Origin of the sequence: Streptomyces sp. G45, from assembly GCF_049542095.1 — a bacterium.
In the GTDB taxonomy this organism is placed as follows: Bacteria; Actinomycetota; Actinomycetes; order Streptomycetales; family Streptomycetaceae; genus Streptomyces.
Genome location: NZ_JBMUZU010000002.1, coordinates 134,375 through 157,191, shown reverse-complemented (window position 1 = coordinate 157,191; position 22,817 = coordinate 134,375). Strand labels below are relative to the sequence as shown.

The 22,817-nt window shown below is 74.2% G+C and carries 9 protein-coding genes and 1 pseudogene; 9 read left to right on the top strand and 1 reads right to left on the bottom strand.

The window, feature by feature from the left end:
* The first annotated feature begins 6 nt into the window (after positions 1 to 6).
* The 3 genes from ACOBQU_RS39580 to ACOBQU_RS39570 all read left to right on the top strand — a co-directional run bounded on the left by ACOBQU_RS39580 (position 7) and on the right by ACOBQU_RS39570 (position 3,976).
* Positions 7 to 2,028 carry a B12-binding domain-containing radical SAM protein gene (locus tag ACOBQU_RS39580; protein WP_423635300.1) on the top strand — a complete coding sequence of 674 codons (2,022 nt, stop codon included), beginning with the start codon at positions 7 to 9 and terminating at the stop codon, positions 2,026 to 2,028.
* Between the two features lie 227 nt (positions 2,029 to 2,255).
* Complete coding sequence (locus tag ACOBQU_RS39575) at positions 2,256 to 3,218, top strand: ATP-binding cassette domain-containing protein (RefSeq protein ID WP_423635298.1); 963 nt, start codon at positions 2,256 to 2,258, stop codon at positions 3,216 to 3,218.
* Positions 3,215 to 3,976 carry an ABC transporter permease gene (locus tag ACOBQU_RS39570; protein WP_423635296.1) on the top strand — a complete coding sequence of 254 codons (762 nt, stop codon included), beginning with the start codon at positions 3,215 to 3,217 and terminating at the stop codon, positions 3,974 to 3,976. The genes ACOBQU_RS39575 and ACOBQU_RS39570 overlap by 4 nt, the downstream gene beginning before the upstream one ends.
* A gap of 330 nt (positions 3,977 to 4,306) precedes the next feature.
* On the opposite strand, the pseudogene ACOBQU_RS39565 reads toward ACOBQU_RS39570, so the two are convergent.
* Positions 4,307 to 7,464 (bottom strand): annotated as a pseudogene (locus ACOBQU_RS39565) (BTAD domain-containing putative transcriptional regulator).
* 703 nt (positions 7,465 to 8,167) lie between these two features.
* Here ACOBQU_RS39565 and ACOBQU_RS39560 point away from each other — a divergent pair.
* The 6 genes from ACOBQU_RS39560 (at position 8,168) to ACOBQU_RS39535 (ending at position 22,730) form a co-directional block, all read left to right on the top strand.
* Complete coding sequence (locus tag ACOBQU_RS39560) at positions 8,168 to 8,488, top strand: phosphopantetheine-binding protein (RefSeq protein ID WP_423635294.1); 321 nt, start codon at positions 8,168 to 8,170, stop codon at positions 8,486 to 8,488.
* Positions 8,485 to 9,735: a cytochrome P450 gene (locus ACOBQU_RS39555; protein ID WP_423635292.1), complete on the top strand. Its 1,251-nt coding sequence runs from the start codon at positions 8,485 to 8,487 to the stop codon at positions 9,733 to 9,735. The genes ACOBQU_RS39560 and ACOBQU_RS39555 overlap by 4 nt, the downstream gene beginning before the upstream one ends.
* A complete protein-coding gene (locus ACOBQU_RS39550; RefSeq protein ID WP_423635290.1) occupies positions 9,732 to 10,469 on the top strand; it encodes a thioesterase II family protein in 738 nt (245 codons plus the stop codon). Before ACOBQU_RS39555 ends, ACOBQU_RS39550 begins: the two co-directional genes overlap by 4 nt.
* Positions 10,470 to 10,691: 222 nt before the next feature.
* On the top strand, positions 10,692 to 12,167 hold the full coding sequence (locus tag ACOBQU_RS39545) for a type I polyketide synthase (RefSeq protein ID WP_423635606.1): 1,476 nt from the start codon (positions 10,692 to 10,694) through the stop codon (positions 12,165 to 12,167).
* Positions 12,161 to 19,501 (top strand): SDR family NAD(P)-dependent oxidoreductase, encoded by a 7,341-nt coding sequence (locus ACOBQU_RS39540; protein WP_423635289.1) that lies wholly within the window; start codon positions 12,161 to 12,163, stop codon positions 19,499 to 19,501. The genes ACOBQU_RS39545 and ACOBQU_RS39540 overlap by 7 nt, the downstream gene beginning before the upstream one ends.
* A gap of 1 nt (position 19,502) precedes the next feature.
* The gene (locus tag ACOBQU_RS39535) at positions 19,503 to 22,730 is read left to right on the top strand and encodes a type I polyketide synthase (RefSeq protein WP_423635287.1); all 3,228 of its coding nucleotides are present in this window, start codon (positions 19,503 to 19,505) and stop codon (positions 22,728 to 22,730) included.
* Positions 22,731 to 22,817: the final 87 nt, after the last annotated feature.

Below are 22,817 nucleotides of genomic sequence, written 5' to 3'. Positions count from 1 at the left end.
GTGAGCATGTCTAGCCAAGAACTCACCGGGGGCACGGCCGCCGGGACGGCCACGCTGGACCGCCGGAAGGTCGTCCTGGTGGAGCTGCCCACCTACGAGAACATTCTGCCGCTCGCCTCGGGCTACATCCAGGCCTACGCCCAGGGCGACGAGGCCGTCGCCGCGAGCCACAGCTTCGAGATCGTCTCCCTGCCGGTCTCCGCCGACCGGCACCAGATCGTCGAGGAGCTGGCCGCGAAGGACGCGTACCTCTACACGTTCAGCTGTTACATCTGGAACATGAAGCTGGTGCGCTGGGTCCTGAAGGAGCTGCGCGCCCTGCGCCCCGACGCGCACTACCTGCTCGGCGGGCCCCAGGTGATGAACCACGCCTCCACCTACCTCAGCGACCGCCCCCACAACGTCTCCATCTGCAACGGCGAGGGCGAGAAGACGGCCCTGGAGTACCTGCGCCAACTCGCCACGGGCGCACCGGACCTGCACCAGGTGCCGGGCCTCAGCTTCTGGGACGGCGGCGAACTCGTCACCACCGAGGCGGCGCCCCGCATCCAGAACCTGATGGACATCCCCTCGCCGTTCCTCAACGGCGTCTTCGAGGGCCACGAGTTCAGCTTCGCCATCATGGAGACCAACCGCGGCTGCCCGTTCCGCTGCACCTTCTGCTACTGGGGCGCCGCCACCAACTCCAAGGTCAACAAGTACGAAGAGCAGCGCATCAGGGACGAACTCAAGTGGATCAGTGAGAACGGCTACTCCGCGCTGATGATCGCCGACGCCAACTGGGGCCTGTCGCCCCGCGACGTCAGCCTCAGCGAGTACATCGTCGAGTGCAGCGAGGAGAACGGCTACCCGCTGATCGTGCACATGGCCGCCGCCAAGAACCGCCCCGAGCGCATGGCGGAGATCACCGAGATCTTCGTCCGCGGCGGACTCATGGTGAGCCAGCCCATCTCGCTGCAGACGATGAACGAGTCGGCCCTGGAGATGGTGGACCGCAAGAACATCCGCGAGGAGACCTACATCGGCCTCCAGCGCCTGCTGCGCGAGAAGCGCATCAGCTCGTACGTGGAGATGATCTGGCCGCTGCCCGGCGAGACCCTGGAGTCGTTCAAGGACGGCCTGACCCGGCTCTGCCGCAGCTACGCCGACACCATCATCGTCTACCCCCAGCTGTTCCTGCACAACACGCCCATGTACGCCCAGCGGGACACCCTCGGCATCATCACCGCGGAGGCGGCGAGCGACGTGTCCGAGGCGGAGGTCGTGCTCGGCACGAAGTGGGTGTCCGAGGAGGACTGCTACGAGGGGTACTGGGTCAACCACGCCCTGTACACGCTCTACAACATGCGTGCGCTGTTCGTCCTCTCCGGCTACCTCGACGCGCACGGCATCGTCTCCTACGGCGACCTGTTCGCCCAGGTGTCCCGCTACTTCCGCACCAGGACCGACTCCGAGGTGTGCCAGTTCTTCATCCAGTCCACGAAGGACCTGGCCAACTTCGACCTGCTGAACACCGGCAAGACCGCCCACCTCATCCTCAGCTCGCACCGCGAGGAGTTCGACCGGCTGCTGACCGACTTCGTCACCGCCCAGGACTGGTGGTCCGACCCGATGGCCCGCCAGGCCTTCGAACTGGACCTGCTCGCCCGCGCCTACATCTACCGCGAGCCGGTGCGCACCCCCGACCACGAGTTCACCGAGGTCGCGCTGCGCGGCCAGCCCGACGACCGGGGCTTCCTGGTGGAGGTGTCACCGGAGCTGTACCGCCTCCTGGTGGACCGCGAGATGATCGCGCCCGCCGACGCCGACGGCTCCGCCGGGTCCGCTGATTCCGCCGGGGCCGCCGGGTCCCTCGGGGACGAGCGGATCACCCTGCACATCGACCACCGCGGCCGCCAGAAGATGCCGTACCAGCCGCAGCGCAGCCTGGAGCACAACGCGAACTACTGCCAGGGCATGGTGCTGCGGTCCCGCGAGATCCTGCCCACCATCCAGGTCGCCTCGAACGAGGCCCTCACGGTCGCCTGACACGCGGCTCCCCACGGCCCGCGCGCAGGTCCCGAGGCTCCGGCCTTCCGGGGCGGCTCCCCACAGCCGCCCCGGACGGCCGGAGCCTCGCCGCGTCCCGGGAACGCGCAGGTCACAGCGGTTGCCGACCGTGGGGGAGCGGGGCTGTCAGCGGCCCGCCCGCGCTGTCAGGGGCCATGTCAGAGGCGTGACAGGTGGGTGACAGGCCCGAGCGCGACGGTGGAGCCATGAGAAGCACAGCGATTGCAGTCTCAGAGCTGCGGAAGGCATACGGAGACAAGACCGTGCTCGACGGCGTCAGCTTCGACGTCGCCACGGGCACGATCTTCTCCTTGCTCGGCCCCAACGGGGCGGGCAAGACGACGACGGTCAACATCCTGGCGACGCTGCTGCACGCCGACGCCGGGACGGCCCACGTCGCCGGGCACGACGTGGCGACCGCGACCAAGCAGGTCCGCTCCGCCATCGGCGTGACCGGACAGTTCGCCGCGGTGGACGAACTGCTCTCGGGCCGGGAGAACCTCCAGATGATGGCGGGCCTCAAGCGCGTCCGCTCCGCCGACCAGGTGGTCGGGAACCTCCTTGAGCGGTTCGACCTCGCGGAGTCGGCGGACAAGATGGCCGCCACCTACTCCGGCGGTATGCGCCGGAAGCTGGACCTGGCGATGACCCTGGTCGGCAACCCCGAGATCATCTTCCTCGACGAGCCGACGACCGGCCTCGACCCGCGCAGCAGGCGCACCATGTGGGGCATCGTCCGCGAACTGGTCGCCGACGGCACCACCATCTTCCTCACCACCCAGTACCTCGAAGAGGCCGACGAACTGGCCGACCGCATCGCGGTGCTCAACGAGGGCCGGATCGTCGCCAAGGGCAGCGCCGAGGAGCTGAAGCGGCTCATCCCCGGCGGGCACGTGCGGCTGCGCTTCACCGACCCCGCCACCTACCGCTCCGCCGCGGTCGCGCTGCGCGACGTCACCACCGACGACGAGGCGCTGACCCTGCAGATCCCCAGCGACGGCACCCAGCGCGAACTGCGCTCCATCCTCGACTGGCTGGACTCCGTCGGCATCGAGGCCGACGAACTGACCGTGCACACCCCCGACCTCGACGACGTCTTCCTCGCTCTGACCGATCGCGGTGCCAAGGACGCGAGCAAGGACACCAGCAAGGAGGCGATCTCCAAGTGAGCGCTGTGTCTACCGCCCTGACCGACTCGGCGATCATGCTGCGCCGGAACCTCAAGCACACCACGCGCAACCCGGTCACGGTGTTCAACGCGGTCCTGTTCCCGATCGTCATCATGCTGATGTTCGTGAAGGTCTTCGGCGGCGCCTTCAACGTCGGCGACGACTACGTCGACTACTCGACGCCGGGCATGCTCGTGATGGCCGTCAGCTACGGCCTCGGCGCCACCGCGACATCCGTGAACTACGACATGACCAAGGGCATCATCAACCGGTTCAAGACCATGGACGTCTCCCGCGGCGCTATCCTGTCCGGACATGTCATCGTCACCACGGTGCGCTGCCTGGTGGCCAGCGCCGCCATCGTCGGCGTCGCCTTCGCGATGGGCTTCGACCCCAACGCCAGCGCGGCCGACTGGCTGGGCGTGCTGGGCCTGTTCCTGCTGCTCGCCATCGGCGCGAGCTGGCTGACCGTGGCCATGGGCCTGGCCTCGAAGACCGCGGAGTCCGCGGGCCTCGCCGCCGTGCCGCTGATCATGCTGCCGTTCCTCAGCAGCGCGTTCGTGCCCGCGGACTCGATGGGCGCCGGTGTGAAGCAGTTCGCCGAGTACCAGCCCTTCACGCCGATCATCGAGACGCTGCGCGGCCTGCTCTTCGGCGGCGTGGACAGCGGCGACGCGATCGCGGCCGTCGCCTGGTGCGTCGGACTCGCCGTCCTCGGCTACGTCTGGGCGGTCTCCTCGTTCAAGAAGCGCGCCTGACCGCCGCGTTCCTCCCCTCGGCGTTCCCCCTCCGCGTTCGAGAAGCGCGCGCGGCTCTCACCCCCTCCGAGAGCCGCGCGCTTCTCGCGTTTCCGGGGCACGCAAGGGGCGGGCGGTGCGCCGGTGCGTGGCGGGGCGGTGGTGCGTGGTGGGGCGGTGGTGCGTGGCGGGGCGGCGGGCGGGGCCTCCGGCATCGGCGGTGGGGCCGCGCCCGGCCTCGACGGTCGGGCGGTGTGTCCGCGCACGGCGGTCAGGAGGCGAGCGTGGTCCCGGCGGGCGGGCGGCGGGCGGGCCGGGTGTCCGGTCTCGGCGGTGGGGCGACCGCGGTGGTCAGGGGGTGAGCGTCTGCTCGACCAGGCGCGCCCAGCTCTGGCGCGTTCCCTCCCGGGCCGCCTCGACGAAGCCCGCGTCGCCGAGGCGGCTGCGCGCCGCCCGCTCGATCCGGGCCACGTCCGGGTGCGACCGGTCCGGCAGCCCCCGCACACTGGTGCTCGCCGCGAGCAGCCGCGCCGCCTGCTCCACCTCGCCGCGGCGCAGCGCCAGGTCCGCGACCCCCACGATCGCCTGCGCCACCACCGGCGCGTGCCCCGCCTCGGTCGCCGCCGTGCAGGCCGCGACGCGGTGCGCCCGGGCCTCGCCCAGGTCCTCGGCGAGATAGCCGAGCAGATTGTGCGTCACCATGCGGATGTGCGCCTGCTCCGCCTCCTCGCCCAGCAGGGCCGTCGCGTGGTCGAGCTGCCGACGCGCCTCCTCGGGGCGGCCGCTCCACCGCGCCAGCTCCGCCTTCGACAGGGCGAGCACGGCGAGCGCGCCCGGCCAGGCCACCCGTTCCGCGTACCGCTGCGCCTCGGCGATCGCGGCCGCGCTGGCCTCCTCGTCCCCGAGGTGCCAGTACAGCTGGGCCTGGCGCGCCCGCATCTGGATGATGTCCTCCGTGGCGCCGACCTCGGTGACGACCTCGACCGCCTGGTCGTAGTGCTCGCACGCGGCGGCGAACTCGCCGCGCACGGCGAGCCGGTCCGCCAGCTCGGTCAGCGCGAACGACACCCCGAACCGCTCGCCGAGCGCCCGGAACTCGGCCAGCGACTGCTCCAGGTGCGCGTCCGCCTCCCGCCCGCCCTGGCCGAGCATGATCCGCATCTTGCCCAGGTGCAGCCGCGCCAGCGCCCGCGCCCACGGGTCCTCGTCGTCCAGCAGCGGCTCGAACGCGGGCAGGAACGCCTCGGGCCCCTGGAGCATGCGCCGCAGCGGGGCGATGAAGCCCATCAGCGGATGGTGGCTCTGGCTGTGCCGACTGAACCGGTACGCCTTGTGGATCCACTCCGCGACCTGGTGCTCGTCGCCGGGGCCCGAGCTGAGGAAGTGCACGACGAGCGCGTACATCGTGGCCCGGGTCTCGTCGGGCACCTCGCCGGGCATCTTGATCGCCGCGGTGATCAGCTCCAGGCCCTCGGCCCGGTGCCCGCTCAGCCACCAGTACCAGCCCGCGCCCGCCGCGAGCCGCATCGCGGCCGCCGCCTCGCCCGCCGCGATCGCGCCGCGCATCGCCGCCGCGATGTTGTCGTGCTCGGCCTCCAGCGTGGCCAGCCACTGCAACTGCTCGGCGCGGCGCAGGTGCGGCTCCGCGGTCTCGGCCAGCTCGGTGAAGTACGCGAGGTGCGCGTGGCGCGCCGACTCCGCCTCGCCCGCCTCCGCGAGCCGCTGCCCGGCGTACTCCTTGATCGTGCCGATCATGCGGTAGCGCGGGGCGCCGTCACCGACCTCCTCGGTGCGCAGCAGTGACTTCTCGGTCAGCGAGGTGAGCAGTTCGAGGACCTGGTCCTGCTCGACGGCGTCCCCCGCGCACACCCGCTCGGCGGCCTCCAGGCTGGTCCCGCCGGAGAACACCGCGAGGCGGCGCAGCACCAGGCGCTCGGCGTCGGTCAGCAGCTCCCAGCTCCAGTCGACCAGGGCGCGCAGCGTCTTGTGCCGGGGCAGGGCGGTGCGGCTGCCGCTGGTCAGCAGGCGGAAGCGGTCGTCGAGGCGGTGGGCGAGCTGGTCGATGGACATGGTGCGAAGGCGGGCCGCGGCCAGCTCGATGGCCAGCGGCATGCCGTCCAGGGCACGGCAGACGCGCACCATCGTGGCCAGCGTGCCCGCGTCGGTCGCGAGGTCGCGGCGCACCGCGCCCGCCCGGTCCCGCAGCAGGCGCACGGCGGGCGCGGACTCGATCTCGCTGGGGCTCGCGTCCGGCCCCGGCAGCGCCAGCGGCTCCACCTGCCACAGCGCCTCGCCGATGATGCCGAGCGGCTCCCGGCTGGTCGCCAGGATCCGCAGCCTGCGGCACTCCCCGAGCACCCGGTGGGCGAAGACCGCGGCGGAGTCCACCACGTGCTCGCAGTTGTCCAGGATCAGCAGCGCGTCGCGCTCGCGGATCGCGGCGATCAGCCGGTCGGTGAGCTCCACGTTCGGGGCGCCGCCGAGCAGCGCGTCGCGCAGGCCGAGCCCGGCGAGCGTCGCCTGCGCCACGTCGGACACGTCGCCGTCGGTGCTGAGGGCGGCCAGCTCCACCAGCCAGGCCCCGTCCGGCAGGTCGGCGAGCAGCGACCGCGCGGTCTCCGTGGCCAGCCGGGTCTTGCCCGCGCCGCCCGGCCCGATCACCGTGGTGAGCCGGTGCCCGGCGATGAGGTCGCGCACCGCGGCGACGTCGGCGTCCTTGCCGATGAAGGTGGTCAGCTCGGCCCGCAGATTGGTCCTGCGGGACTGCTCCCGCGTGCCCAACTCGCCCCGCAGCAGCGCCACGTGCAGCGCGGCCAGCTCCGGCGAGGGGTCGACGCCCAGCTCGCCCGCCAGGGCCTCCTTGGCGCGCTGGAACACCAGCAGCGCCTCGCTGTCGCTGCCCGCGGCGACCAGGGCGCGCATCAGCGTGGCCACCAGCCGCTCCCGCAGCGGGTGCGCGGCCACCAGGTCGGTCAGCTCCGTGACCACCTCCGCGCCGCGCCCGAGGGCGACCTCGGCGTCGTAGCGCTCCTCCAGGGCGGTCAGGCGCAGCCCGTCGAGCCGGGTGACCGCGGCGTCGAACGCGGCGCTGTCCTGGAGGCCGACGTCCTGCATGGCGGCGCCGCGCCACAGCTCAAGGGCCTCGCTCAGCAGCCGCGCCCGGCGGCCCGCGTCCTCGGCGCGGGGCTGGCCCGCGGCGACGAGGCGCTCGAACCGCACGGCGTCGACGGCGTCGGGCTCCACAAGCAGGCGGTAGCCGTCGGTGTGCCCCTCGACCGCGCCGTGCGGCAGGACCTTGCGCAGCCGGGACACCAGGCGCTGGAGGGCGTTCGTCGCGTCGGCGGGTGGGTGCTCCCCCAGATCCAGTCGACCAGCGACGCCTTGGGGACCACCTGGCCCGGCTTCAGCGCGAGGGCGATCAGCAGGCCGCGCAGCCGTGCGCCCGGCACGTCGACCCATCCGCTGTCGTCCGTGCGCACCTCGAATGGACCCAGCATCGCGATCTGCACCCGCTGATTTTGCCACGCTGTTTGGCGGGCATCCAATTCCCGGCGCCCCAAAGGATTTCCCCGTGGGAATAGTCCACCGCGCGGGCGCGCTGACCAGGTGGGGAAGGCCGCTTCGTACGGGGTCCGGGCCGCTTGGTACGAGGGCGGGGTCCCGCTGCGTACGGGGCCCGTGGGGATCCGGGCCGAGGACGGCGTCGTATCCGTGCCGCAAAAGGACGTATTCGCTCGCGTTTGCGCGGAAAACAGCTCGCTTTCCGTATCCGCTCGGATTCACCGGGCCGCACGTGGATACAGCCGCACGCGGATACCGACGGAGACAGACGGACACCGACGGATACCGGCGGACACACGGACTCACGCTCATTCCCGCGCACCCGCGCCCCCGCTCGGGCGTTCCCAAGGACCCGCGCGGCCCGTGGCGCCGCCGCCGGTCAGGCCGCCCGTACGGCGGGCGCGGCACCCGTGACCCGCATCAGCATGAACGCTCCGCGGCCCCCGCTCAACCCCGCCCGGGCGACGGGCGTCCGCCGCCCGCGGCACGGCCCCGGCGGCGGGCGACCGCGGCAGACTCGCGCTGTCCCCTGGCCGCTGTCTCGCCGGCGGGACGCTCAAGGCCCAGCGGCCGTAAGGGTGGTGACGGTCCGGGGACGGGGCCGTGCACGGCTGGACGGGCGCCCCGTCGGCGGAGGAAGGAAATCGGGCAATGGAATCGTCGCCGCAGGTCCACCAGCGAACTGGACAGGACAAGGCAGCAGAACAGGCCGCGCCTTCGAGCGCGCCCGAGTCACTGGTGCGGGAGATCTCGGAAATGTGGGGGGAATACCTCGACGGCCGCGCGGTCGGAGCGGACGACGACTTCTTCGAACTCGGCGGCAATTCGCTGATCGGCATCAAGGTCATCGACCGGGTGGCCCAGGACTACGGCGTCGAGCTGTCCGTGCGCGACTTCTACCTCGCGCAGACCCCGGCCCGGGTCGCCGAGCTGATCGCGAGCGGCGGCGCACGGGGAGGGGCCCGCACGTGAGGCTGACACCGGGGCCCGCGCGCGAGGTCGACCTCGACGGCCTCGACCTGTTCGACCTGGACCTGTACACCTCCGGCGACCCGCACCCCGTCTGGGACGCGATGCGCGACCGGGCGCCGCTGCACCACCAGGTCCTGCCCGACGGGCGGGAGTTCTGGTCGGTCACGCGCTACGACGACGTGTGCCGGGTCCTCGGCGACCACCGGGAGTTCACCTCCGAGCGCGGCACCACACCCACCCACGTCGGTGTCGACGACCCCGCGGCGGGCGTGCTGCTCACCTCCACCGACCCGCCGCGGCACACCGAGGTCCGCAGGCCCATCGGCACCAGGCTCACCGCGCGCGCCGTGAAGTCCTGGGAGGACTCGATCCGCGCCACGATCGTGCGCTTCCTCGCCCCGGCCCTCGACGGCGAGCCCTTCGACCTGGCCGAGCGGGCGCTGCTCCTCCCGGCGATGGTCACCGGCCCGCTGCTCGGCATCCCGGAGAAGGACTGGGCGGAACTCGTCCAGCTGACCGCGATGGTGACGGCTCCCGCGGACCGGCACTTCCGGCACGGCAGCGAGGCCGCGACCCTGGCCATCGCCCACCACGAACTCGTCACGTACGTCAAGGAGTGGGTGACCGCGCGCCGGGCCGCCGGAGGCGAGGACGAGAGCCTGCTGCACCACCTGATGAGCGTCCGCCCCGGCGGCGCGCCGCTCACCGACGAGGAGATCGCCCTCGACGGCTACAGCATCCTGCTCGGCGCCAACGTGACCACGCCGCACACCGTCTCCGGCACCGTGCAGGCGCTGATCGAGCGGCCCGAGCAGTTCGCGAAGGCGCAGGCCGACCCCTCGCTGATCCCCAACCTGGTCGAGGAGGGGCTGCGCTGGACCTCCGCCGCCTGCAACTTCATGCGGTACGCCGTCGACGACGTGGAGATCGCCGGGGGCACCATCCCGGCCCGCGCGGCGGTCGTCGCGTGGATCGGGTCGGCCAACCGGGACGCGGCGCAGTTCACCGACCCGCACCAGTTCGACCTCACCCGGGACAACGCCAAGCGGCACGTCGCGTTCGGGTTCGGACCGCACTTCTGCATCGGGGCCCCGCTCGCCCGGATGACCCTGCGTGTGTTCTTCGAGGAACTCCTCCAGCGGTTCGAGTCGATCGAACTCGTCGGCGAGGCGGAGCACCTGCGCTCGTACTTCATCTCCGGGATGACCCACCTGCCCATCGTCGCCAAGGAACGAAAGACGCCATGACTTCCGGCTCCACCTCCGCCACGTCGCCGTGGTTCGTCCGGCCGCCGCTCGCCGACCGGACCGCCCGGCTGTTCTGCTTCCCCTTCTCCGGGTCCGGGGCGTCGGCCTTCAGCGCCTGGCCCACCGCGATCGACGGCGTCGAGGTCTCCCCGGTCCAGTTCCCCGGCCGCGAGAACCGCCTGGCCCACCCCCACTACGGCACCTACGAGGCCCTCGCCGAGAGCCTCCTGGAACCCCTGGTGCCGCTGCTCGACCGGCCGTACGCGTTCTTCGGGCACTGCGCGGGCGCGCTGCCCGCGTACGAGACCGCCCTCAGGCTCGCCGCGGCGGGCCTGCCGGGGCCGCGCTGCCTGTTCGTGTCCGGGCAGCCCGCGCCGCACGACGCGTCCCGCGACCGCATGCTCACCATGACCGAGGACGAACTGCGCGCCGAACTCGCGGAGTTCCTGCGCGGCCGGGGCATCGAACCGCGGCCCGACATGATCGACCTGGGCCTGGTCGTGCTGCTGCGCGACCTCGCCGCCGCGCGCTCCTACCGGCGGACCGAGCCGACCCGGCTCGACTGCCCCCTCGTCGTCCTGCACTGGCGCGACGACCCCGACCTGAGCCTGGACGACCTCCAGGGCTGGCGCCGCTACGCGGACTCCGTCGACTTCCAGGTGATCGACGGCGGGCACTACGACTTCATGCACGCGCCCGACGCCCTCCTGAAGCGGCTGTCCGCCTGGCGGTGAGGGAGGCGGGCGGCGCCACCGCGCCGCCGCCCACCGTCACGGCTCTCGCGTCTCTCGCGAACCGGCCGACCGCGGACCCGCACAGCGACAGCGCGCCCGCGCGGTCACATCCGTAACTCTGAGCAACCGTTGGGGGAGGCCCTGGTGCAGGACGTCGACAACTTCCGGTCCCGCTCGCGACGCGGCGTCGGCGAGGACGCCGCCCGCGAGCCCATCGCCGTCGTGGGCGTCTCGTGCCGCCTGCCCCGGGCCGCGGACCCGCGCGCCTTCTGGGAGCTGCTGCGCGAGGGCCGCAGCGGCATCACCGACGTACCGGAGAGCCGCTGGGACGCCCGCCGACTGCTCGACCCCGACCCCGCGGCCCCCGGCCGGATCACCACCACGCGGGGCGGCTACCTCGACGACGTCGCCGGATTCGACGCCGACTTCTTCGGCATCGCCCCCAGCGAAGCCGCCATGATGGACCCCCAGCAGCGCCTGATGCTGGAACTCGGCTGGGAGGCCTTGGAGGACGCGGGCATCGTCCCCGCGGACCTCGCGGGCAGCCGCACCGGCGTCTTCGTCGGCGCCATCTGGGACGACTACGCGCTGCGCCTCTACAAGCACGGCGTCCAGCGCGTCAACCACCACTCCGTCACCGGCCTGCACCGCGGCATCATCGCCAACCGCCTCTCCTACACCCTCGGCCTCCAGGGCCCCAGCCTCGCCGTCGACGCGGCCCAGTCCTCGTCGCTGGTGTCGGTGCACCTGGCCGCGGAGAGCCTGCGCGCCGGGGACTGCGCGCTCGCCCTCGCGGGCGGCGTCAACCTCGCGCTCGTCCCCGAGAGCACCATCGGCTCCACCAAGTTCGGCGGCCTGTCACCCGACGGCCTGTGCAAGACCTTCGACGCCCGCGCCAACGGCTACGTACGCGGCGAGGGCGGCGCCTACCTGGTCCTGAAGCCCCTGTCCCGGGCGGTGGCCGACGGCGACCGGATCTACTGCGTCATCGAGGGCAGCGCCGTCAACAACGACGGCGCCACGCCCGGCCTCACCGTGCCCAGCGCCCGCGCCCAAGAGGACGTCATCCGCCGCGCCCACGCACAGGCCGAAACCCGCCCCGACGACGTGCAGTACGTCGAACTGCACGGCACCGGCACCCGCGTCGGCGACCCCATCGAGGCCGCGGCCCTCGGCGCCGCCCTCGGCACCGGGCGCCGGGCCGACGCGCCGCTGCGCGTGGGCTCCGCGAAGACCAACGTCGGCCACCTGGAGGGCGCCGCGGGCGTCGTCGGCCTGCTCAAGACGGTCCTCAGCATCTGGCACCGGGAGCTGCCGCCCAGCCTCAACTTCGAGACCCCCAACCCCGACATCGCCTTCGACGAGCTGCGCCTGCGCGTCCAGAGCGACCTCACCCCCTGGCCCCGCCCCGACCGCCCCCTCATCGCGGGCACCAGCTCCTTCGGCATGGGCGGCACCAACTGCCACGTCGTGCTGCGCGAGTGGACCGGCACCACCCCCGGCGAGGACGCCCCGGAGCCGGTGGTGGCCACCGACGGCACCCTGCCGTGGCCGCTGTCCGCCAAGTCCCGGCCCGCCCTTGAGGAGCAGGCGCGGCGGCTGCTCGACCACCTCGACCGGCACCCTGAGGCCACCCCGGCGGAGATCGGGCACGCGCTGATGGCCGCCAGGTCGGTGTTCCCCACCGGGCCGTGGTGATCGGACGCGAACCGGGCGACTTCCACAGCGCGCTGACCGCGCTCGCCGACGGCGAGCCCTCCGCCCGGGTCGTCACCGGAACGGCCCCCGCCCAGCCGGGCAGGACCGTCTTCGTCTTCCCCGGGCAGGGCCCGCAGTGGGTCGGCATGGGCGTGCGGCTCATGGCGGCCAGCCCCGTCTTCGCCGAGCACCTCACGGCGTGCGCGGCGGCGCTGGAGCCGTACACCGGCTGGACCCTCGTCGACGTGCTCCGACAGGCCGAGGGCGCACCGGCACTGGAGGGCGACGCCGTCATCCAGCCCGCGCTGTGGGCGGTCATGATCTCGCTGGCGCGGCTGTGGGAGCACCTGGGCGTCACCCCCGACGCCGTCGTCGGCCACTCCCAGGGCGAGATCGCCGCCGCGCACGTCGCCGGGATCCTCACCCTCGACGACGCCGCGCGGATCGTGGCGCTGCGGTCCCGGGCGCTCGTGCGGATCGCGGGCCGCAGCGGGATGGTGTCGCTGCCGCTGCCCCTGGCGGACGCCGAGGCGCTGATCGCCCGGTGGGAGGGACGCCTGGTCGTGGCCACCGTCAACGGCCCCTCGGTCACCGTCGTCGCCGGTGACACCGCCGCCGTGCGCGAACTGCTCGCCCACTGCGAGGCCGAGGGCCTGCGCGGCCGCAAGGTGCCCATCGACTACGCCTCGCACACCTCCCACGTGCACCCGCTGCGCGAGGAGCTGATGGAGGTCATGGCACCGGTCCGGGCACGCCCCGGCTCGGTGGCGTTCTACTCGACCGTGGACGGCCACCTGGGCGGCCCGATGGCCGACACCACCGTGATGGGCGCCGAGTACTGGTACGAGAACCTCGCCACCGCCGTGCACTTCCAGACCGCCACCAGCGCGCTGCTGGACGCCGGGCACACCCTGTTCGTCGAGGTCAGCCCGCACCCCGCGCTCACCCACCCGCTCCAGGAGACCGTCCGGGGCCACGAGGGCCCCGAGGGCCGCGACGGCGCCGTCGCCGTCACCGGCACCCTGCGCCGCGACGACGACACCTGGCAGCGCGTGCTGACGTCGCTGGCCGCCGCCCACACGCACACCGGCGTCGACTGGGCGGGCTTCTTCCCCGCCGCCCGGCCCGCCCACACCGGCCTGCCCACCTACCCCTTCCAGCGGCAGCGGCACTGGATCGACCTGCCCACGGACGGCCAGACCGACCTCCACGCCGACGCCCAGGCCCCCGCCCCGGCACCCGAAACCGCCGAACCCGCCGAACCCGCCGAACCCGCCGGATCCTCGCCGCTGCTCGACCGGCTCACCAAGGCCTCCCGGACCCAGCGGGAGCAGATCCTCACCGACCGCGTCCGGGCCGAGGTCGCCGCCATCACCGGCCGTGCCGCCGCCGACGCGGTGGACGGCGACCGCACCTTCAGGGACTTCGGCTTCGACTCCTTCGCGTCCGTCGAACTGCGCAACCGCCTCAACGCCCTCACCGGCCTCGACCTGCCGACGACGCTGCTGTTCAACCACCCCACCCCCACCGCCGTCGCCCGCTTCCTCCAGGCCGAACTGCTGGGCCCCGACGAACCCGGCACCACCGCCGCCGACAGCACCGCGCGCGCCGCCGCCGACGCGGACGAGCCGATCGCGATCGTGGGCATGGCCTGCCGCTACCCCGGTGACGTCCGCGCCCCCGAGGACCTGTGGCGGCTTGTCAGCGAGGGCGTCGACGCCATCGGCGACTTCCCCGCCGACCGCGGCTGGGACACCGAGCGGCTCCTCGACCCCGACCTGGAGCGCCCCGGCACCACGTACGTCGCCAAGGGCGGCTTTCTCTCCGACGCGGCGGCGTTCGACCCCGCGTTCTTCGGGATCAGCCCGCGCGAGGCCACGGCCATGGACCCGCAGCAGCGGCTGCTCCTCGAGGTCTCCTGGGAGGCGATCGAGCGGGCGGGCATCGACCCGGCCGCGCTGCGCGGCAGCCAGACCGGCGTGTTCGTCGGCGCCATGACCCAGGAGTACGGCCCGCAGCTGCACGACGGCGCCGCCGGGTTCGACGGGTACCTGCTCACCGGCACCACTGCGAGCGTCGCCTCCGGCCGCATCGCGTACACCCTCGGCCTCCAGGGCCCCGCCGTCACCGTGGACACCGCCTGCTCGTCCTCGCTGGTGTCGACGCACATGGCGGCGCAGGCGCTGCGGGGCGGCGAGTGCTCCCTCGCCCTCGCGGGCGGCGTGGCCGTGATGGCGACGCCGGGCATGTTCGTGGAGTTCAGCCGCCAGCGCGGCCTCTCGGCGGACGGGCGGTGCAAGGCGTTCGCCGAGGCGGCGGACGGCACCGCCTGGGCGGAGGGCGCGGGCCTGCTGCTGCTCGAACGCCTCTCCGACGCGCGCGCCAACGGCCACCGGGTCCTCGCCGTCATCCGGGGCTCCGCCATCAACCAGGACGGCGCGTCCAACGGCCTGGCCGCCCCCAACGGCCCCTCGCAGGAGCGCGTCATCCGCCAGGCCCTGGCCAGCGCGGGCCTGGAGGCCGCCGACGTCGACGCCGTCGAGGCGCACGGCACCGGCACCACCCTCGGCGACCCCATCGAGGCGCAGGCCCTGCTCGCCACGTACGGCGAGGACCGCCCCGAGGGCCAGCCGCTGTGGCTGGGCTCCCTGAAGTCCAACATCGGCCACTCCCAGGCCGCGGCGGGCGTGGGCGGCGTCATCAAGATGGTCATGGCCATGCGCCACGGCGAACTGCCCAGGACGCTGCACGTGGACGCGCCGACCCCACACGTCGACTGGTCCGCGGGAGCCCTGGAACTCCTCACCGAGCACCGCGCCTGGCCGGAGCGCGACCGCCCGCGCCGCGCCGCCGTCTCGTCGTTCGGCATCAGCGGCACCAACGCGCACCTCATCGTCGAGCAGGCCCCCGACGACACCCCCGACGACACCTCAGGCGCCGCGCCCGGCGAAGACGCCCCGGAGCCGGTGGTGGCCACCGACGGCACCCTGCCGTGGCCGCTGTCCGCCAAGTCCCGGGCCGCGCTCGGCGAGCAGGCGCGGCGGCTGCTCGACCACCTCGACCGGCACCCGGAGGCCACCCCGGCGGAGATCGGGCACGCGCTGGCGGCGTCCCGGTCGGCGTTCGACCACCGGGCCGTGGTGATCGGACGCGAACCGGCCGACTTCCGGGGCGCCCTCGCCGCCCTCGCCGACGGCGAACCGGCCCCGCAGGTCATCACCGGCACCGCCGCCGCCAAGCCCGGCGGGACGGTGTTCGTCTTCCCCGGGCAGGGCTCGCAGTGGGTCGGCATGGGCGTGGAACTGACGCGCACGTCACCGGTGTTCGCGGCGCACCTCACGGCGTGCGCGGCGGCACTGGAGCCGTACACCGGCTGGAACCTCCTCGACGTGCTCCGGCGGGAGCCGGGCGCGCCCGGACTCGACCGCGTCGACGTCATCCAGCCCGCCCTGTGGGCGATGATGATCTCGCTGGCGCGGCTGTGGGAGCACCTGGGCGTCACCCCCGACGCCGTCGTCGGCCACTCCCAGGGCGAGATCGCCGCCGCGCACATCGCCGGTGTGCTGTCCCTGGACGACTCCGCCCGCGTCGTGGCGCTGCGCTCCCAGGCCATCGCCCACATCGCGGGCCGCGGCGGCATGGTGTCCCTGCCGCTGCCGCTCGCCGACGCCCAGGAGCTGGCCGACCGCTGGCGGGGGCGCGTGTTCATCGCCACCGTCAACGGGCCCTCGGCCACCGTCGTCGCCGGGGACGCCGACGCCCTCGACGAACTCGTCACCCACTGCGAGAGCCGCGACGTCCGCGCCCGCAGGATCCCCGTGGACTACGCGTCCCACACCCCGCACGTCGAGGCGCTCCACGACGAACTCCTCGAACTCCTCGCCCCGGTGCGCCCCCGCGCGGCCGACGTCGCGTTCTACTCGACGGTCGGCGACCGCGCCGAGGGCGCCCTGAGCGACACCACCGCCATGGGCGCGGCCTACTGGTACGAGAACCTGCGCACCACCGTGGCGTTCGAGGCGACGACCCGTGCCCTGCTGGACGCGGGGCACACCCTGTTCGTCGAGGTCAGCCCGCACCCCGTGCTCACCCACCCGCTCCAGGAGACCGCCGAGGACCACCTGGGTGAGGGCGCCGTCGCCGTCACCGGCACCCTGCGCCGCGACGACGACACCTGGCAGCGCGTGCTGACCTCGCTGGCCGCCGCCCACACGCACACCGGCGTCGACTGGGCGGGCTTCTTCCCCGCCGCCCGGCCCGCCCACACCGACCTGCCCACCTACCCCTTCCAGCGGCAGCGGTACTGGATCACGGCGGCCACCACCACCGGTGACCCGCACGGGCTCGGCCTGGGCACCGCCGACCACGGCCTGCTCGGGGCCGCCGTCGCCCTCGCCGACGGCGGCGGGGACCTCTTCACCGGGCACCTGTCGCTGCGCGGCCAGCCCTGGCTCGCCGACCACGCCGTCCACGACACGCCGCTGCTGCCCGGCACCGCGTTCGTCGAACTCGCCCTGCACGCCGGGCAGGCCACCGAGACCCCGCACCTGGAGGACCTCACCCTCGAAGCCCCCCTCACCCTGCCCGCGACCGGCGGCCGCCACCTCCAGGTGCACGTCGCCGCCCCCGACGGCGACGGCCGCCGCGCCGTCACCCTCCACTCCCGCGCCGACGACGCCACCCCCGACCAGGCCTGGACCCGCCACGCCCACGGCACCCTCACCCCCCGCGCGCCCGCCGCGCCGGACCCGGCCGCCTGGGCGGACCTCGCGGCCTGGCCGCCGCCCGGCGCCACCGCCGTGTCCGTCGACGCCCTGTACGACCGCCTCGCCGACCGCGGCTACCACTACGGCCCCGCCTTCCAGGGCCTGACCGGCGTCTGGCAGCACGGCGACACCCTGTACGCCGAACTCGCCCTCGCCGCCGACGACCCCGCCGACAGCGCCGCCACCCCCTACGGCATCCACCCCGCGCTCTTCGACGCCGCGCTCCACCCGGTCGTCGGCACCGGGCCCGAGCGGGACGCCGACCAGGTGCTGCTGCCGTTCGCCTGGTCGAACGTCGCCCTGCACGCCGTGGGCGCCCGGGCGCTGCGCGTCCAGATCAGCCCCGCCGACGCGGACACGGTGCGCGTCCGGCTCGCCGACCCCACCGGGCAGCCGGTCGCCGAAGCGGCCTCCCTCGCCCTGCGGCCCATCAGCACCGAGCAGTTGGCGCGGGCCGCCGCCGCGGGCGGCGACGACCACCTGTACCGCCTGACCTGGACGCCCGCGCCCGCCGCCGGACCCCTGACGGCCACGCGCGTGGCGTACCTCGGCGAGGCCGTGCCCGAGGCGCTGCTCACCGCGCTGCCCGAGGGCGTCACGGCCGAGCGGCACACCGAGCTGGCGACGCTGCTCCCCGGCGAGGCCGACGGCGCCCACGGGGACGCTGGGGCCGACGGAACCGCGCGGCCCGACGGGTCCCGTGACTCCGCCGCGCCGCCGGACGTGGTCGTCGCGACCGGGCTGCTGGGCCGCTCCGGCACGGACGGGGACCGCGAACTGCCCGGCGCGGCACGGGAGTCCGTGCGGTACGCCCTGGACCTGGCGCGGGCCTGGCTCGCCGAGGAACGGCTCGCCGACAGCCGCCTGGTGCTCCTCACCAGGGGCGCGGTCGCCGTCCACGCCGACAGCGAGACGCCGGACCCCGCGGCCGCCGCCGCGTGGGGCCTGCTGCGTACGGCACAGGCGGAGAACCCGCAGCGGTTCACGCTGATCGACCTGCCCGCCGGGAACGGCGTCGCCCACGAGGATGCCGTGCCCGCCGAGCCGTTCGCCGCCGCCCTCGCCAGCGGCGAGCCCCAACTCGCCGTCCGCCACGACGGCCCGGCCCCCCACGTGCCCCGGCTCGTGCGGCACGCCCCGCCCGGCGCCGACGCCCCCGCCGCGCCCGAGCCCGTCGCGGGCGGCACCGTCCTGATCACCGGCGGCACCGGCACCCTCGGCGGGCTGTTCGCCCGCCGGTACGCGGCCGCGGGCCGGGCCGGGCACCTGCTGCTGACCAGCAGGCGCGGGCCCGACGCGCCGGGCGCGGCCGAACTCGCCGCCGAGCTGCGGGCACTGGGCGCCCGGGTCACCGTCGCGGCCTGCGACACCGCCGACCGCGACGCCCTCGCCGCGCTCCTCGACACCGTCCCCGCCGAGCACCCCCTCACCGCCGTCGTCCACACCGCCGGGGTCCTCGACGACGCCACCGTCACCTCGCTGACGCCGGAGCGCGTCGACCGGGTGTTCCGCCCCAAGGTCGACACCGCCTGGCACCTGCACGAGCTGACCCGGGACGCGGACCTCGCCGAGTTCGTGCTGTTCTCCTCCGTGGCGGGCGTCCTCGGCACCCCGGGCCAGGGCAACTACGCGGCGGCGAACGCCGCCCTCGACGCGCTGGCCGAGCGCCGCCGCGCCGCCGGGCTGCCCGCCACCTCCCTCGCGTGGGGCCTGTGGTCCGACAGCAGCGGCATGACCGGCCACATGGACGACGTGGACCGCACCCGCATGGCCCGCCTCGGCATCAAACCGATCACCGCCGACGAGGGCGTGGCGCTGTACGAGGCCGCCCGCGCCACGGGCGCCGCCACCCTGGTCCCCGCCCGGATCGCGCCCGCCCTGCTCCGCCCCCACCAGGAGGCGGGCACCCTCCCCGCCGTCCTCCAGGGCCTGGTGCGCGCACCCGCCCGCAGGGCCGGAGCCGCCGCCACGGCGACCGGCGCCGCCACCCTGCGCGACCGCCTGGCCCGGATGACCCCCGAGGAGGCCGAGGACGCCCTCGCCACCCTCGTACGCGGCAACGTCGCCCTCGTACTGGGCCACGACACGCCCGACACCATCGACACCGAGAAGGCGTTCAAGGAACTCGGCTTCGACTCGCTGACCTCCGTCGAGCTGCGCAACCGCCTGGCGGCCGCGACCGACCTGAAGCTGGCGCCCACGATCGTCTTCAACTACCCGACCCCGAGCGCCTTGGCGCGGCACCTCGGCGGCCTGCTGCGTCCCGCGGCGGACCCCGGCGCGGCGGCCGGGGACGCGGAGATCCGGGAAGTGCTGCGCACCGTCCCCATCGAACGGCTGCGCAGCGCGGGCGTCCTGGACCTCGTCCTCGCCTGCGCCGCCCCCGCCGACTTGGACGCCGCCGGTCCGGGCCCCCACACCCACGGCACCGCGAGCACCCACGGCACCACTGACACCCACGGCACTCCGGTCGCCGCCGACACAGCCGCAGACACCGACACCGACGCACTGGCCGCCCTGGACCTGGACGCACTCGTCGACCTGGCTCTGGACGAGAGGGGCAACTGACATGGGCCACCTGGACAGCACGGACAGCACGGACAGCACGGACAACGCCGCGGCACGCCCGGCGCGGGGCGGCGACCGGGTCGAGCGGGCGCTGCGCGCCCTCCTTGAGGAACGCGACCGCCTCCGGCAGGAGAACGACGCCCTGAAGGCCGGGTGCGGCGAACCCATCGCCGTCGTCGCCATGGCGTGCCGCTACCCGGGCGGCGTGGCCACCCCCGAGGAGCTGTGGGACGTGGTCCGCGAGGGCCGCGACGTCGTCGGCGACTTCCCGGCCGACCGCGGCTGGCGCGACATCTACGACCCCGACCCCGACACGCTCGGCGCCTCCTACACGCGCCACGGCGGGTTCCTGAGGGACGCGGCCGACTTCGACGCCGGGTTCTTCGGCATCAGCCCGCGCGAGGCCCTCGCCGTCGACCCGCAGCAGCGGCTCCTCCTGGAGACGTCCTGGGAGGTCCTCGAACGGGCGGGCATCCTCCCCGCCGACGTGCGCGGCACCGAGGTCGGCGTGTTCTCCGGGGTGAGCTTCCCCGAGTACGGCAACCGCTTCCTGGAGTCGAGCGGCGGCGACCTGGAGGGCTACCTGGTGCAGGGCAGCACCCTCAGCGTCGCCTCCGGCCGGGTGGCGTACGAACTCGGCCTGACCGGACCGGCGATCACCGTCGACACGGCCTGCTCGTCGTCGCTCGTGGCCATCCACACCGCGATGCGGTCGCTGCGCACGGGGGAGTGCTCCCTGGCGCTCGCGGGCGGCGCGTCGGTGATGGCGACGCCCGCGCTGTTCGTGGAGTTCTCCCGGCAGCGCGGACTGTCGCCCGACGGCCGGTGCAAGTCCTTCGCGGACGCCGCCGACGGCACCGGCTGGGCCGAGGGCGTGGGCGTGCTGCTCCTGGAGCGGCTGTCCGACGCCCGCCGCAACGGCCACCCGGTCCTCGCCGTCCTGCGCGGCTCCGCCGTGAACCAGGACGGCGCCAGCAACGGCCTGACCGCCCCCAACGGCCTCGCCCAGGAGAAGGTGATCCGCAAGGCCCTGGCCAACGCGGGCCTCACACCCGCCGACGTCGACCTCGTCGAGGCCCACGGCACCGGCACCACCCTCGGCGACCCCATCGAGGCGGGCGCCGTCCTCGCGACCTACGGGCAGGGCCGGGCCGAGGGCCGACCGCTGTGGCTCGGTTCCCTGAAGTCGAACATCGGGCACTCCATGTCCGCCGCCGGAGTCGGCGGCGTCATCAAGGCCGTCATGGCCCTGCGCCACCGGCACCTGCCGAAGACCCTGCACGTGGACACGCCCTCGCACCACGTGGACTGGTCGTCCGGCGCCGTCGAACTGCTCCTGGAGGGCCGGGAGTGGACCCCGGCGGACGGGCCCCGGCGGGCCGCGGTGTCCTCCTTCGGCGTCAGCGGCACCAACGCCCACGTCATCCTGGAGGAGGCCCCGCCGAGCGAGCGGCCGGACGAGCCCGGCGCGGAGCCGCCCGGCGGCCTGGTGCCCTGGGTGCTGTCGGGCAGGACCCCGGCCGCCCTGCGGGGACAGGCCCGCAAGCTGCGCGACTTCACCGCCGCCGCCCCCGGCCTGGACCTCGCCGACGCCGCCTGGTCGCTGGTGGCGAGCCGGACGGCGTTCGAGCACCGGGCGGTCGTCCTCGGCCACGACCGGGACGGACTCCTCGCCGGGCTCACCGCGCTGGGCGACGACACCGAGTCCGCCGCCGTGGTGCGCGGCACCGCCCGCGACCTCGGCGGCACCGCCTTCGTGTTCCCCGGGCAGGGCTCGCAGTGGGTCGGCATGGGCCGTGAGCTGTACGCCGCCTTCCCCGTCTTCGCGCGCAGCCTCGACGCGTGCGCGGACGCCCTCGCCGAGTGGGTCGACTGGTCGCTGCTCGACGTGGTGCGCGGCGCCGAGGGGGCGCCCGCTCTGGACCGCGTGGACGTGGTGCAGCCCGCGCTGTTCTCCGTGATGGTGTCCATGGCCGCCCTGTGGCGGTCCTGGGGCGTGGAGCCCGCCGCGGTCATCGGGCACAGCCAGGGCGAGATCGCCGCCGCCCACGTGTGCGGCGCGCTGTCCCTGCGCGACGCCACCAAGGTCGTGGCGCTGCGCAGCAAGGCCCTGGTGGACCTCATCGGGCACGGCGGCATGGCGTCGGTCGCGGAGTCCGCGGCCGTCGTCGAGGACCGCCTCGCCCCCTGGCGGGACCGGGTGAGCATCGCCGTCGTCAACGGCCCCCGCTCCGTCGTGGTCTCCGGCGAGCCCGACGCGCTCGACGAGTTCGTCGAGAAGATGAAGGCCGAGGGTGCCCAGGCCAAGCGGATCTCCGTCGACTACGCCTCGCACTCCCCCCATGTGACCCGCGTCCGCGACCAGGTCATCGCCCCGCTGGCCGACCTGAGCCCGACCACGTCCGCGCTGCCGTTCTACTCGACGCTGTACGGCGAGACCATCGACACCGCGCGGCTGGACGGCGACTACTGGTACACCAACCTGCGCGAGCAGGTGCGGTTCGAGTCCTCCGTACGGCGGCTGGCGGCGGACGGCTTCCGGGTGTTCATCGAGATGAGCCCGCACCCGGTCCTCACCGTCCCCGTGCAGGAGATCCTCGACGACGCCGCCGACGCCGCCGACGCCGCCGAGTCCCACGATGCGGCCGACTCCGCCGGTGCCGCGGGCGCCGACGAGGCGGTCGTGCTGTCCTCGGCGCGGCGCGACCGCGGTGAGGCGGAGGCCGTGCTCGGCTCCCTCGCCCAGCTCCACGCCCAGGGCGGAGCCGTGGACTGGAACGCCGTGCTCGGCCCGCGCCGCCGCGTGGACCTGCCGACGTACGCCTTCCAGCGGCAGCGCTACTGGCTGAACTCCGTTTCCGGCGGCGCGACCGCCGAGGCACCGTCGATCGAGCTGCCCGGACAGCCCGGAACCACCGGACAGGAGGAGACCGTTCCGCTGCCGGAGCTGGTCGCCGCGCTCCCCGCTGACGAGGCCGCCGCCGCCGTCCTCGACCACGTCCTCGCCAAGGTCGCCGTCGTCCTCGGGCACGCGTCGGGCGACACCATCGACCCCGACCGGGAGTTCAAGGACATCGGCTTCGACTCGCTGCTGTCCGTGCAGCTCAGCAAGCGCCTGACCACGACGACCGGGCTCAGGCTGCGGCCCAGCATGGTGCTGCGGCACCCGACGCCGCGGCGCGTCGCCGGACACATCGTCACCTCGATGACCGGCGGCGGCCGGACGTGACCCGACCGCGCGCGGAGCCCGCCCGGGCTCCGCGCACCGTCCCGCCGGCGGGACGCAAGCCCGCCGGTCACCGGGCCCGCGGGCGCC

Coding starts and splice junctions, on each gene's coding strand:
- ACOBQU_RS39550 (WP_423635290.1), top strand. CDS start 9,732: ATGACTTCCGGCTCCACCTCCGCCACGTCGCCGTGGTTCGTCCGGCCG.
- ACOBQU_RS39575 (WP_423635298.1), top strand. CDS start 2,256: ATGAGAAGCACAGCGATTGCAGTCTCAGAGCTGCGGAAGGCATACGGA.
- ACOBQU_RS39560 (WP_423635294.1), top strand. CDS start 8,168: ATGGAATCGTCGCCGCAGGTCCACCAGCGAACTGGACAGGACAAGGCA.
- ACOBQU_RS39580 (WP_423635300.1), top strand. CDS start 7: ATGTCTAGCCAAGAACTCACCGGGGGCACGGCCGCCGGGACGGCCACG.
- ACOBQU_RS39535 (WP_423635287.1), top strand. CDS start 19,503: ATGGGCCACCTGGACAGCACGGACAGCACGGACAGCACGGACAACGCC.